9 protein-coding genes and 3 pseudogenes are annotated in these 13,342 nt (G+C 65.4%); 7 read left to right on the forward strand and 5 right to left on the reverse strand.

Annotation, left to right across the window (positions count from 1 at the left end):
• A partial coding sequence (locus ACIRA5_RS53210) for an amino acid adenylation domain-containing protein (protein WP_403705825.1) occupies nt 1–5,118 on the reverse strand: 5,118 nt, incomplete at its 3' end.
• Nucleotides 5,119–5,257: 139 nt separating this feature from the next.
• Complete coding sequence (locus ACIRA5_RS53215; protein ID WP_403705829.1) at nt 5,258–5,473, reverse strand: MbtH family protein; 216 nt, start codon at nt 5,471–5,473, stop codon at nt 5,258–5,260.
• A 460-nt stretch (nt 5,474–5,933) separates the two neighbouring features.
• On the opposite strand from ACIRA5_RS53215, the gene ACIRA5_RS53220 reads away from it, so the two are divergent.
• On the forward strand, nt 5,934–6,671 hold the full coding sequence (locus ACIRA5_RS53220; protein ID WP_403705832.1) for a thioesterase II family protein: 738 nt from the start codon (nt 5,934–5,936) through the stop codon (nt 6,669–6,671).
• Between the two features lie 227 nt (nt 6,672–6,898).
• Nucleotides 6,899–7,240, forward strand: a complete 342-nt coding sequence (locus ACIRA5_RS53225; protein WP_403705835.1) for a hypothetical protein — start codon at nt 6,899–6,901, stop codon at nt 7,238–7,240.
• Nucleotides 7,241–7,265: 25 nt separating this feature from the next.
• Here ACIRA5_RS53225 and ACIRA5_RS53230 read toward each other — a convergent pair.
• Nucleotides 7,266–7,497: pseudogene (locus ACIRA5_RS53230) on the reverse strand (hypothetical protein); the annotation flags it as partial.
• A 561-nt stretch (nt 7,498–8,058) separates the two neighbouring features.
• Between ACIRA5_RS53230 and ACIRA5_RS53235 the strand changes: the two are divergent.
• Nucleotides 8,059–8,374, forward strand: a pseudogene (locus tag ACIRA5_RS53235) (transposase); the annotation flags it as partial.
• Nucleotides 8,375–8,425: 51 nt separating this feature from the next.
• On the opposite strand, the gene ACIRA5_RS53240 reads toward ACIRA5_RS53235, so the two are convergent.
• Complete coding sequence (locus ACIRA5_RS53240) at nt 8,426–8,686, reverse strand: hypothetical protein (protein WP_403705838.1); 261 nt, start codon at nt 8,684–8,686, stop codon at nt 8,426–8,428.
• A gap of 551 nt (nt 8,687–9,237) precedes the next feature.
• Between ACIRA5_RS53240 and ACIRA5_RS53245 the strand changes: the two are divergent.
• From ACIRA5_RS53245 to ACIRA5_RS53260, 4 genes and pseudogenes are all read left to right on the forward strand, one after another.
• Nucleotides 9,238–9,462: pseudogene (locus tag ACIRA5_RS53245) on the forward strand (IS5/IS1182 family transposase); the annotation flags it as partial.
• Nucleotides 9,463–9,880: 418 nt separating this feature from the next.
• Nucleotides 9,881–10,462, forward strand: coding sequence for a thymidylate synthase (locus ACIRA5_RS53250; RefSeq protein WP_403705841.1), 582 nt, complete (start codon nt 9,881–9,883; stop codon nt 10,460–10,462).
• A 1-nt stretch (nt 10,463) separates the two neighbouring features.
• Nucleotides 10,464–11,432, forward strand: coding sequence for a hypothetical protein (locus ACIRA5_RS53255; RefSeq protein ID WP_403705844.1), 969 nt, complete (start codon nt 10,464–10,466; stop codon nt 11,430–11,432).
• Entirely contained in the window at nt 11,432–11,842 is a 411-nt protein-coding gene (locus ACIRA5_RS53260) for a hypothetical protein (RefSeq protein ID WP_403705847.1), read from the forward strand. The genes ACIRA5_RS53255 and ACIRA5_RS53260 overlap by 1 nt, the downstream gene beginning before the upstream one ends.
• Before the next feature lie 3 nt (nt 11,843–11,845).
• On the opposite strand, the gene ACIRA5_RS53265 is transcribed toward ACIRA5_RS53260, so the two are convergent.
• Nucleotides 11,846–13,126: a DUF455 family protein gene (locus tag ACIRA5_RS53265; RefSeq protein ID WP_403705850.1), complete on the reverse strand. Its 1,281-nt coding sequence runs from the start codon at nt 13,124–13,126 to the stop codon at nt 11,846–11,848.
• Nucleotides 13,127–13,342 lie beyond the last annotated feature (216 nt).

Raw genomic sequence — 13,342 nt, forward strand, 5'->3', positions numbered from 1 at the left:
AGCCGGAAACACCACACCCTTCGGACGCCCCGTCGAACCCGACGTATAAATCACATACACCGGATGCTCAGGCCGCAGACCCACAACATCAACCGAACCACCCCCGACGCCCTCAAGCACATCCGCGAAACCAGGATCATCGACAACGACCCGCGCGGCCCGCACACCCGACGGAACACCGTCCGCAACACCACTCGCCGTGACCACACACACCGGATCCGCATCCGCGAACATGTACGCAATCCGGTCCATCGGATACTCCGGATCCACCGGAAGATATGCCGCACCCGTCTTCACCACCGCCAGCAACGCCACCGGCAACCACTGCGAACGCGGCAACATCAACGCCACCGTCGACTCCGGCCCCGCACCCAACCCACGCAACACACGCGCCAGCCGGACCGACACCTCGTCCAACTCCGCATACGTCAACCGCACATCCTCGAAAACCACGGCCAACACATCCGGGAACTCCGCGACCCGCCGCGCGAACAACTCCGGCAACGACACCCACGGCACGTCCACCGCCGTGTCATTGAAACCCCACACCAGCTGCCCGTACTCATCCGCCGACAGCACCTGCACAGAGTGCACCCGCACATCCGGCACCACCGTGACCTGCGTCAGCAGACGAACAAAACGCTCCACCAACCGCTCGACCGACCCACGATCGAACAAGTCAGTCGCGAACTCCAGGTGCCCTTCGAGCCCAAGCATCCGGCCATCCGCACCGAACCGCTCGCCCACGGAGAGCAGGAGATCGAACTTGGACGTCTGCGTGCCGAGTTGCTCGACCTTGAGGCCGAGTCCGGGGAGGCGGAGGTCGGCTTGGTCGTTGTTCTGGAGGACGAGCATGACCTGGAAGAGCGGGTGGCGGGACAGGGAGCGCGTCGGGTTGAGCACCTCCACCAGGTGCTCGAAAGGCACGTCCTGATTGGCGTAAGCCGCCAGGTCCGTCTCCCGCACCCGCCCGATCAGCTCACGGAACGTGGGATCACCGGACAGGTCCGTGCGCAGCACCAGCGTGTTCACGAAGAACCCGACCAGATCATCCAACGCCTCGTCCGTACGACCCGCGACCGGCGAACCGATCGGAATGTCCGTCCCCGCACCCAGCCGCGACAGAAGCGTGGCGAAGGCCGCCTGGAGCACCATGAACACGCTCGCACCCGACTCCCGCGCCAACGCAGCGAGCGACGCATGCAGCTCCGGCCCGACCTCGACCGGGACCGTGTCCCCACCGAACGTGGCCACCGCCGGCCTCGGGCGATCCGTCGGCAACTCCAACTGGTCCGGAACCCCGGCCAAGGTCTCCGTCCAGAAGGCGACCTGGCAGCTCAGCACACTCTCCGGATCAGACTCCTCCCCCAGCAACCCCCGCTGCCACAACGCGTAATCCGCGTACTGCACCGGCAACGGCTCCCATCCCGGGGCGAGCCCGCCCACCCGAGCCTCATACGCGGTCGCCACATCACGCGCCAACGGAGCCATCGACCAACCGTCACCCGCGATGTGGTGCAGCACGAGTACCAGGACGTGTGACGTCTCGTGCCTGGTGAACAGGCAGGCACGCAGGGGCACCTCAGTGGTCAGATCGAAGCCGCGCGCGGCGAACGCGACGACGTCCCGCTGTAGAACCTCCTCGTCGCTGAGGAGCGTGGTCAGGAGCGTGCTGACCTGGTGGGCGGGCAGCACGTTCTGGTACGGCTGTCCCGACGGATCCTCGGGATAGATCGTGCGGAGGGACTCGTGGCGCTCGGTGACGTCGGCGAGGGCCGCTGCCAGCACGCTGCGGTCCAGCGTGCCGTCGAGGCGCAGGGCGAAGGCGACGTTGTAGGTGGAGGCGTCGGTGCCCTCCAGCCGGTTCAGGAACCACATCCGACGCTGCGCGAACGACAACGGCACCACCGCCGGCCGCTCCACCGCCACCACACCGGCCCGCGCACCCTCCGCACGACCGATCCACTCCGCCAGCAACGCCACCGACGGCGCCTCGAACACAGCCCGCAGCGGCAACTCCACACCCAGCACCGCACGCACCCGACTCACCACACGAGTCGCCAACAGCGAATGACCACCCAGATCGAAGAAACTCTCCTCGACCCCCACCCGCTCCACACCCAGAACCTGAGCGAACACCCCGCACAACACGTCCTCACGCACCGAACGCACCGCACGCGAAACCGCACCACCACCGAACTCCGGAACCGGCAACCCCCGCCGGTCCAACTTCCCGTTCGCCGTCAACGGCAGCGCCTCCAACACCACCACCACCGACGGCACCATGAACTCCGGCAGACGTTCGCCCAGTGCCCTACGCAGTTCGGCGCCGTCGGCCGCGTCACCGGGCTCCGGAACGACGTAGGCGACGAGGTGCTGGTCGCCGTGCCGGTCATGGGTCACGACGGCGGCTCGGGCGATGCCCCGCAGTGCGGTCAGGGCTGCCTCGACGTCGCCGAGTTCGACGCGGAAGCCACGGATCTTCACCTGGGAGTCGACGCGTCCGAGGAACTCGACGGTGCCGTCGGCGCGCCAGCGGGCGAGGTCGCCCGTGCGGTACGTGCGTTCGCCGGGCGCGCCGTGGGGGTTCGCGACGAACCGCTCGGCTGTCAGGCCGGAGCGGTTCAGATAGCCGCGGGCGAGCTGGACGCCGGACAGGTAGAGCTCTCCCGCCACGCCCACCGGGACGGGCCGCAGGCGGCGGTCCAGGACGTACACGCGGGTGTTGGCCACGGGGCGGCCGATCGGCGCGCCCCCGGCTCCGGTTCCTTCCTGGTACTCCCAGGCGGTGACGTCGACCGCGGCTTCGGTGGGTCCGTAGAGGTTGACGAGACGGGTGTCGCCGAAGGTGGTGCGGAAGGCTCGGGCCAGGTGCAGGGGCAGGGCCTCGCCGCTGCAGAACACACGGCGTACGGTGTCGGCGCAGCGCGCGGCGGTGGGCTCCGCCAGGAACACGGCGAGCATCGACGGCACGAAGTGGAGAGTGGTGATCCGTTCGGTGCGGATCAGGTGGGCGAGGTACGCGGGATCTTTGTGCCCACCGGGCTCGGCCAGGACGAGTGTCGCGCCGACCCGCAGCGGCCAGAAGAACTCCCACACCGACACGTCGAAGCCTGCGGGGGTCTTCTGCAGGACGCGGTCCCCGGGACCCTGCGGATGGTCGTCCTGCATCCAGGCCAGCCGGTTGTCGATCGCCTCGTGTGTGATCAGGACGCCCTTGGGGCGCCCGGTGGAGCCGGAAGTGTGGATGACGTACGCGGGATGGGTGGGGAGCAGCGGTGCCGTGCGGTCGGCGTCGGTGAGGTCGGTGTCGGGGGCGCTGAGGAGTGCCGCCCGTGTCCCCGGGTCGTCGAGGAGGATGCGGTGGGTGTCCTCGGGGAGGAGGCCGGCCGTGGAGTCGCAGGCCAGCACGGTGACGGGCGTGGCGTCCGCGAGGATGCCGTGGAGCCGGTCGAGTGGGTACTCGGGGTCCAGTGGGAGGTAGACCGCGCCTGCCTTGACGGTCGCGTACATGGCGACGACGAGGTCCACGGATCGGGGCAGAGCGAGACCGACGGCGCTTTCGGGGCCCGCGCCGTGCGCGACGAGTAGCCGGGCGAGCCGGTTCGCGCGGCGGTTCAGCTCCGCGTAGGTGAGCCGCGTGTCCCCGTGGACGAGGGCCGTGGCGTCGGGTGTGCGCGCCGCCTGCCGCTCGAAGCGGGCGGACAGCAGGGGGCTGCCGTCAGCGGGGTGGGCGGTCGCCGTGTCGTTCCATTCGTGCAGGACGCGTCGGCGGTCGTCGTCGGACAGGACGTCGACGCGGCCGGCCTGGGTCTGCGGGGCGGCGACGAGGGCGGTGAGGACACGCTCGAACCGCTCCAGGTGCTGGGCGACCTCGTCGGCCGTGTGCCGGGAGGTGTTCCCGTCGAGGTCGATCCGCAGGCCGCTCTCCCCGGTCCGGTCGTACACCGCGAACGACAGGTCGTCGACAGGGCCGTTGGCGAGGTTGTTCACCGCGGCGCGATGCCCCCCGAAGGACAGGTCGTCGTCGAAGGACATGACGTTGACCATGGGACCGAAGAAGCGGCCGTCGCCCCGGGCCGCTCCGTTGTCGCGCAGCACGTCCTCGTGGCGGTAGCGCTGGTGGCGCAGTGCCGCCTTCATCTTGCGTGCCGTCTCGGCGACGGTCTGCCGAAACGTGTGGTGCGCGGGCACGGTCACGCGCAGGGGGACGATGTTGGAGACCATGCCGGGGGTACGGCGCGACGTCGCGCTCGTGCGGGCCGTGACCGGGAGGCCGAGCAGGACGTCGGAGGAACCGGTCAGGCTCTGGAAGTAGACGGCCGTGGCGGCGGTGATGACGGCGGACCAGTGGGTCCTGGCCTCGCGCGCGACGGCACGCAGTGCCTCCGTCGTGGCGGCCGGCAGGTGGGAGGTGATCCGTACGGTGGCCGGCGAGGGGGTCCCGTCGGGTACGGCGGTCCTGACGCGGGGCGCGGTGTGCGCGGCAGCGGCGGGCTCGTGGCCGGCGAGGCAGGCCGACCAGTGCTCACGGTCCCGGACGAAGGCGTCGGAGGCGCGATAGGCGTTCTCCTCGGCGAGGAGGTCGCCGAGGGACGCGAAGGGGGTGGCGGCGGGGGTGGCGCCGGTGATCAGTGCGTTGTATATGTCGGCGAGGCGGCGGGTGAACAGGGCGCCGCCGTAGCCGTCCACGGCGACGTGGTGGCTGCGCTGGTACCACAGGAAGCGGTCATCGGCGAGTTTCAGCAGGAGGAAGGTGTACTGGCAGTCGCCGTTCAGGAGGTCGAGGCGGCGGGCCAGGTCCGCACGGACGAGTGACTCGGCGGCCTTGTCGGGTGAGGGCTCCCCCGAGAGGTCGTGGAACACCAGGCCGGGGCCGTGCTCCGGCTCCAGGGTCTGGCGTATCTCTCCGTTCTCCTCGCCGTAGGCGACCCGGAAGGTCTCCGTCTCCGCGAGGAGCTGGTCCATGGCCCGCCGGAAGACCGCCACATCGACGGGCCCGTCGATCTCGACACTCTGCGCCACGTTGTACTCAAGCTCCGTGACGCCCAGTTGATGGGCGAACCAGACACCCGACTGAGCGGCGGACAAGGGCCAGGACGAGCGAGTACCAGACACCTGAAGTCTTCCCCTGAAGTGAACGTGATTCCCCAGGGGATCTGTGGTCGGCGGCCCTGGGTGGCGGATCTGATCGTTGGGCACCGGGCCGCGACTGTGTGCAGTCCCGCAGCCTCGACGGCTGGGTTCGGTCCTCGCGCTAGGAACCGGCGGACATGGCCTCGCGCAGGTCCTTGGGCCGCATGTCTACCCAGTGGGTGTCGATGTACCCGATGCACTCCTGGCGCGGGGCTGCGTCGAGGACGATCCGCCAGCCGGCGGGCACGTCAATCGTGCCGGGCCACAGAGAGTACTGCTCCTGGTCGTTGATCAGGACCAGGTACGTTCCGTCTGCGTCCTCGAAGGGGTTGGTCATGCCGCAACCTCGTTCTGCTGAGCCGTGGATGGGTCCGGCGACAGGGCGCAGCAGGAATGGCGAGCAACACCGTGGAAAGATGTCCGGTCAGACATCGATAGGGACGTGGACGCGTCCCCCTGATCCCCCGCAGCAGAAGCCCTGCCGGTGCCCTCTGTGAGGGGTTTCCGGACAGTCTTGACTACTTGACGGATGATCATAAGGATGTGTACGCGCCGCGTCAAGGGACATATGTTTGCCCCCAAGAACGCACGGGCGTCGCTTAATTGACGAAGCGTCAAGGACAAGTGCACATAGCCTCAAGAAGGTACCGGCGCCTTCGGGCAAGCGGGGTAGGGTGCATGCGAGAAACAGGGGGACAAGCGGGGTGGGCACGTCGAATGCAGCGCTGACCACATGTCAGAGCGGTGCCGTTTCGTACACGGTTTCGGCACGGACCGGTGTCGGGCACTCCCGGTGGTTGCGTCGTCACCGCCCCGCGGCCGTGGACGTGAAGGCACGTCTCGTCTGCTTCCCGCCGGCCGGCTCCGCCGCCAGCTTCTTCCGCTCGTGGCCCGAGTCGGTCCCGGCAGAGATCGACGTGGTGGCGGTCCAGTACCCCGGCCGGCAGGAACGGCTGGGAGAGGAGTGTGTCGGCTCCATGGACGAGCTCGCCGAGGCGGTCGCCGCGGCTCTCGTGCCGCTGACCGACCGGCCGTTGGCGATGTTCGGCCACAGCATGGGAGCCTCGGTGGCCTTCGAGGTGGCCGCCCGTCTTCAGAGCGCACACGGAATCGGTGGGATTCCGCTCTTCCTGGCCGCACGCGCGGCACCCCACCGGGTGCGGCCCCTGGACGTCGACTGCGACGACGATCAGGCCCTGATGCGGAAACTGCACGAGTTGGGGAGTCCGGACACGCACGTACTCGACGACCCGGAACTGCGTGAGCTGACCCTTCCCGCGGTCCGCGGCGACTTCAGGATCTGCCGGACGTACCGTCACCCGGAGCCGCCCGCGGCACTGGACACCACCGCCGTCTTCTACCGCGGCTCCGCCGATCCGGGCACCGACGCGGACGACGTGAACGGCTGGTCCGACGTTATCCGCGGTCGCGTGCGCGAGGCGGTGCTGCCGGGCGGGCATTTCTTCGTCGTCCAGCACGAGCGCTTGCTCGTCCAGGACGTCACCCGGCATCTCTACGGCCTACTGGCCAGCTGACACCGGAAACGCGCGAAGCACCCGATCCGTAAACAGCGGTATGGGTGCCGACTCATTTCAACTCAACGATGAGGAATGAATCTGCGATGGTCACCCCAGAAGAACTCTTGGGCGCCCTGGGCAGTACAGCTGTCACCGACTCGTTTGCTCTTTATCACATAGCAACGTCTCACTCCTCCCGAGCAGCGGTCCTTCGCACGGCGGCGCTACGTGGCGAGATCCGCCTCGTGGCGTCGAGCGTCGCACTGGCCGTCTCCTCCGCCATGCGCACCTGCTGGGACGACGAGTGCGACGCGGAGCACACGCAGTTGCCCGCCGGCGAGCTGCGCTCGTTCCACGAGCAAGGCGGGTTCGACCTGCCCGTGGCTTCGGTGGCGGAGACCGTCACCGCGGGACAGTCCTACGCGAAGTGCGCCGACCACCGTCTGGTTGGTCCCGAGGTGCTCGCCTCGTGCTCCTCCAGCCTGCTCGCCGAAGCGCTGGGCGCACCGCTGCTGTCCACGGGGCGCGGCGCCTACTGTTACGGCCCCAAGTCGCCGGTCAGCGGCCGCACCGCCTACCTCGTGTGACCCTTGGCTCCCGGGGCAGCGGTTGTCAGCAGCCACACGCGCCGCTCACCAGTCCCGTGACGGGTTCGGCGTCGCAACGGGCCGGTCCCTGGCACGTCTCGTGGGTGGAGCCCTCGCGCCCAGCACTCGAAGACGCCCGACATCTCCTCGACCTGTTCACCGAGTTCGGCGAGCGCGAGGGCGGCGCGAGTGACGCTGCAGCCGGGTCCCCAGCAGTACATCACCATCGGCACGGACGGGTCGAGGAGCCGGGCGGCCTAATCCGGAATTAAGAGCGGTCCGTTGGAGCGACATCCGCGACGGACCGTTCGAATGATGGCGGCCCGTGCGGTGCCGAGTGGATGCAAGCGGGCGGCTTGGCCCTTGAGGCCTTCGGACAGACGGGGCACGTCTCGGCCCGCATCGGCCGTCACCAAACCGATAGAAGCCACTGGAACGCTGGACGTACGCCGAGCCGACGCCCAGTTCACCGCAAGTCCGGAAGGTGTTGGCGCCCGCTGGCGCTGGGCGGACGCTTGACGTTCCTCCTGGCCTGCGATGCCTACCGAAAGATCGGCGACGCCCAGTGTCACCGAGCGTCAACATCACTTCGGACGGCACTCGTTGCTGTTGGTGGCGCGAGCCCACTCCACCGTGACCTCTCACGACGCCCGAGCACCGAGCTCCCGCGAAGACCGAGGCCCGCGGGGCGAGCTGGTGCCACGAACAGCTACTGAGGTGGACGACCGGCCTTGAGGGGCTGAGTCCTGGGATTAGGTCGCTGCCTGGCCCGCGTGAGCTCGCGAACGATCAGCAAGAGCACGGCGGAGTGGAAAGACTTGATCTACTGCGGTATCGACTGGGCCGAGCGCACGCACGACGTCGCCCTGGTCGACGACAGCGGCCACCCTACTCGCCAAGCGGCGCATCTCGGACGACGCGGCTGGCTACAAGATCCTCTTGGACCTGCTTGCCGACTACGGCGACTGTGAGGACAACCCGATCCCAATCGCGATCGAAACCTCCCGTGGACTGCTTGTGGCCGTGCTGCGAAGCGGTAAACGGCAGGTATTCGCCATCAATCCGATGGCGGCTTCCCGCTACCGCGATCGGCACTCCGTTTCCCGCAAGAAGATGGACGTGGATGGAGCTGTTGACATGCTCACCCGTTGAATATTCGGTCATCCGGCGCTGCCGGGGCAGCCACTACTTCGCGTATTCCGCGACCGTCTTCTGCCCCAGCTCCCGGCGCGCTTCCGCGACGGACGGCGTCGTGCACTTCTTCTCCGCATAGATCTGCGTGAGGCGTTCGATCGCGTCATCCTGCGTGTCGAAGCCGCCCTCCTCGATCTGTTTCCCCAGACCGTTGCGGAAGCGGATCGTGTAGGCGTGCGGGCACCGCGTCGGCCTGGCACAGCCGCGGTCCTTGAAGAACGATCGCATACCGCGAGCGAGCTGAGGAGCCACGAAGCAAATCTTCCGAGCTGGAGCCAGGCACCTGCGCCCAGGCGCCCGCCGCGGCGGTCACCAGGTCAGCAAGCCAGGACGCCTCCGCCCCCAATGCTGACCATTTGCTGACCTGAGGGGCGTCCATCATGCCCTTGACCTGCGCAAACGCCCAAATGCTAGATCTTGGACTTGATCAAAGTTCGCAGCACTTTGGACTCCCAGAAGACGGCTCCCCGCCAGCTTTCTGCAGGTCAGGGGCGTCGTTCACTGTACACCGACACTCCTCACACTCGAAGATGCTGAGGAACATCGATCCCACTTGGGCAAGAAGGTTCCCCACCTGCGCTTCCGCGTAGAATCCGGCTGTTGTGCCATCGCCGCCCAAGGACCCGCTCGAGCACCTGCCTCGGAGTATGCGAGGACTCAGGCTGACCAGATGCTGACTTACCTGACGATGCGCCAGGTAAGTGGTCGCGCAGATAGGCGCGGTGCTGGTAACCCGGCGATAAAAAAGGCACAGGTCTTGGCGATCATGGAGTTGCGACGCTCTGTGATCACTGAGGAAACCTGTGCTTGTGCTGCCATCATGGCTGACCGAACCGCTCTGGGGCCAATCCACAGCCCTGCTGCCTGAGCGGCTGGAGTACCACCCGGACCATCCGCTGGGCTGCCACCGCCCACGCATCAGCGACCGGATCGTCTTCGACAAGATGCTGCAGCTCCTGCGCTTCGGCTGCTCCTACCAGGCAATCGCCGACACGACCTGCTCGGCCACCACGATCGGCAACCGCCGCAAGGTGGGACGCTCCCGCGCCCGATGCTGACCTTTTGCTGACCTGAGCGGAGCCATCAAGCCTCTGACCTGTACAAACACCCAAACGCTAAATGCCTGCTGTGTGCAGGTCAAGGGCCTTCATCACCGCGCACGGACACGAGTCGAGCTCGGGGCCAAGAGGAACATTGGGCAGCGCAGGCGCTGAACGCTATGAGGAAGATCTTTTCGGAGCCGACCCCTGCACGCAACGAGTAGCACCAGGGGGCACAAACGGGTATCGGAGCGGTCACTCCGCGCTACACTGCTTTCTCATCCGCCCAGTGGTCGTACTGATCCACAGGCGTTCACCTGACTCATCCTCTCGTCCGAGAATATCGAGCAGATCCGGATTCAGTATGGAGATTTCGATTGACACTGTCGAATCAGGATGGGGCCAGGTGGTTGACCTGTTCAGAGAAGAAACCCCTGTGCGCATCTCCACCCGGAACGGTATTTCGTTCGACTTACCAGGCCTTACGATCCATGTGAACGATACGACCAACGTCGCTCTGCCGAGCTCGTACCAGTATCCCGAAATGGTCGACGACTACGTAAATCGACTTCTTGGATCAGGGCAGGGCGACTCCATGCTCTATCATCGCCTTTACCATTGGCGCGGCGCCAGTCACCCAGAAGTCGATCAGATGAGCAAGATCAAAGAACTGCTCAGGATCGATCGGAACACTCGAAGTGCAGTCTTTGCCACATGGCAGCCCGATGAGGACCTCGGCTCTCAGTACCCCATCTCACCCGTGGACGGATGCTTTCGCATCATCAGCAACATCCTGCATGTGTTCCTGACGGCACGGAGCACAGACGTGATGGTGGGCCTCGTCCCCGAGTTGATCGCATGGGCTCGCTTCACGAACGATTTTACGCACGATGTGGGAGCGGAGCGCAGCGTGATTCACTACCATTGCTGGAGTCTTCATCTCTACGAGATCGACTTCGTGAGCCATTTCAGCGGAACCGGGTCCTGAGATGGACCGCTCCCTCACCATGCTCGACGGCAGCCTGATCGATATGCGTGTCATGGATCGGGTACTGCAGGCCGTCATCTTCTTCGCCGACTCGATCGCGATCCGTGCGACGTACGAGACCGACCCTGCCGACAGTGAGCGGTCGGCCGAACTCACCCGTCTCATCAGCACGCTGCGCGAGCAGGGGTTCATCAAGCTCTGGGCGCACGAGTACGAGGTGGACGACGCCGGTTACGCGAGGAACCCCCGCACGAGAGGGGGCGGGCGGCGTCCTGCCGACCTCGTCGTGAGTCAGGCTCAGCTCGCCGCGCATGTGGGCGAGATGGATGACATGTTCCGCAGCATCCGGGAGCAGGCGTACGAAGAAGGCGGTGACGGGCGGCGGATTCTGCGACAGGGCGTGGGCGAGGTCATCAAGCTGAGGGGACACCTGGCATCCCTGCTGATTTCCTCCGAACTCAACCAGGACGGGCTCCTGGCGGATCGCGCGACTCACACCGCCCTGATCAAAGGACCGCGAACGGGCGAGAGTTTCCAATCTGGTGTGGTTCGCGAGGTCCTCGGCCTCTTACAACTCGGTTCACTTACTCGATTGACGCCTGATCAGGTGCTGGAGTGTCGCAGGTACAGCTCAGATTTCCGCTGCCTGTTGGATGAGTCGCTACTCGCTTTGGCGCGAGGATCCGAGCCCGTGCTGACGCCGGAGGCCACCGCTCGAGAGCTAGCCGCCCGCTACCGGACAATAAGCTCGGAGTTTTCGCTGGCACGCAAATCTCCGCATCCAGGTACGGGATTACTGTGGGAGGTACATGGAGCAAGCTTGCCGGCCAGCTTTGCGATCGGCCGTAGCGAGCAGACCTTCACATGGCGCAAAGTCGATCCGCACATCAAGCCCTACCTTTTGCTCATGCACCTGGAGCGCAGTCTTGCCAAGGGCCAGACGCGCGGCTCCGAGAAGTCCGGTGACTGATGGACGAGAGAGAGAACATGGTCAACTTCGGAGAAGTGAAGACCGTGACTGTCTGCAGTAGCTCCAAGTTCTACGATACGGCACGTCTCGCCGCGGAGAAACTGGAGCAGCACGGCGTGACGGTCTTCACCCCCCGGTTCGAGTACAGTGAAGAATTCGTTGAGGTCACCGTGGAAGAGAAAATGTTCCTGACCCGCGATTTCCTGAGCAAGATCCAACGCTCCGATGCCATCTACGTCATCGATGAAGAGGGCTATACGGGCCGAAGCGTGTGTATTGAGATCGGGTATGCCCGCGGGGCGGGGAAAATCGTCCTACTGTCCGAGGAGCCAGTCGAACATGCGGTGATGGCTCTCGCCGACGCGGTGGTGCCGCTGGAGGAAATGGCCGCACGACTCGCGGTAGGCTGAATACTATGCGCCCGCGTCGCTTCCGTCGGGGGACTGTTCTCGTCGTATCGATTCGATCTCGTCCTCATGAAACCCCGCCAATCGTCGATTCTCCACATTGATCGGGTGCTTGTAGACACGGCCCTCCTTGTGGCGGATCAGGCGGTTCATCACCTTCTTCTCCAGCGCGTTGACTGCATCGTCGGTTCCCAGAAGAGAACGCAGCCACTTGTTCCCATTGGCTACATGGGTGATTTCGTCGGCTGTGACGTACTGGAAAACCAGCGCCAACTCCTCTTCTCCGCTTTCCTTCAGCCTGGCGTAGATGTCGTCCGCACTGTCGAGGGCGATGCCCTCACCGATGCGCTGTTCGATGATGAGACGTTCAGCTAGACTCTCGCCGAGAATGAAGTTGTCCCACACCTCAAAACGAACCGGCAGCGCTCCCAATTTTGTCCCGAGTTCCTCGGCCCGCGATATGAACAGTTCGAAGTGACGTGCTTCGTCTCTCAGTTGCTTCGCGAGATCGTGGCGTAACCCCCACGGTGCGTCCACGTAGTGTGCCAGCATTGCCGCGCATATCTCCGTGGCACACAATTCTATGCGGAATGCGAAGTCGTAGAAAGCCGGCCCATAACCGAATGCTGTCTCCTTGGTGGAGCCGTCCTTCGCCTCGGTGAACTGAGAGCTTCGCCCCGGGCGGGCCGGGATTACTCGGAGTGAGTTCAGGTCTGCGGTGAAGAACTCCTCTGCGGGGCCGGGATGCATCTCCTCCCTGAAAGCGTCCGTTGCGGGTAGGGCGCCGCCGCTCCGGGCGAGGGTTTCTGCGCATTCCGGGGCCAGAGACGCCGGGTCGACATCTGCGGAATACAAGGCGGTCAAACGTGTGCTCACTTGATCCAGACAGTCTGCGGTCACCTCATCCGTCGACAGCAGCCGCGCCCTGTACCGATCGACAGAAGCCTTGAGGTCAGGATAGGCGAGGCGAGTCAGCACTCCCATCTCGCGCACAGGATCGGACAAGTTGGCGATCCGGTCGATGAAGTCTCTGTAGTCGCGTGTCGCAGGGCAGGGACGGACCTCCTTGACCCGAAGACTGCCGATTCTCGTGTGCAGCAATTGTGCTGTTTGCGCAAGGGCCCACACGTTGTGCGAGAGGCCGAGTTTCCAGGGCAGCGATTCAGTCCGCACGATGACACTGGCAGAAATTTCCATCAGTTTGATGGAAGAGAAGAGCAGCGCTTGCAGACCTCTACGATTGATCAGGAACTCGGGATCTATACGCGGCTGCTTCTGCGACTTCATACTCGACTCCGTCCGCGATGACTGTCCGCGATGTACGCCCCAAGGATGAATGAGGCCGCAGCGCAGGGCAACCAGCCCGACGGGGCGTCAGTGTCTGATGAGGTCTTTGCGACCGAAGGTGCTAGTAGGACTCCGTTAGGTCTTTCTGTCGGCCGTGTTCAGCGGCATGCTGAGTGTGTGGACGCACATGAAGTGAACCGTGCTCGGGCGCAGTTG

The sequence above is a fragment of the Streptomyces sp. NPDC096311 genome, assembly GCF_044763085.1.
Lineage (GTDB): Bacteria > Actinomycetota > Actinomycetes > Streptomycetales > Streptomycetaceae > Streptomyces.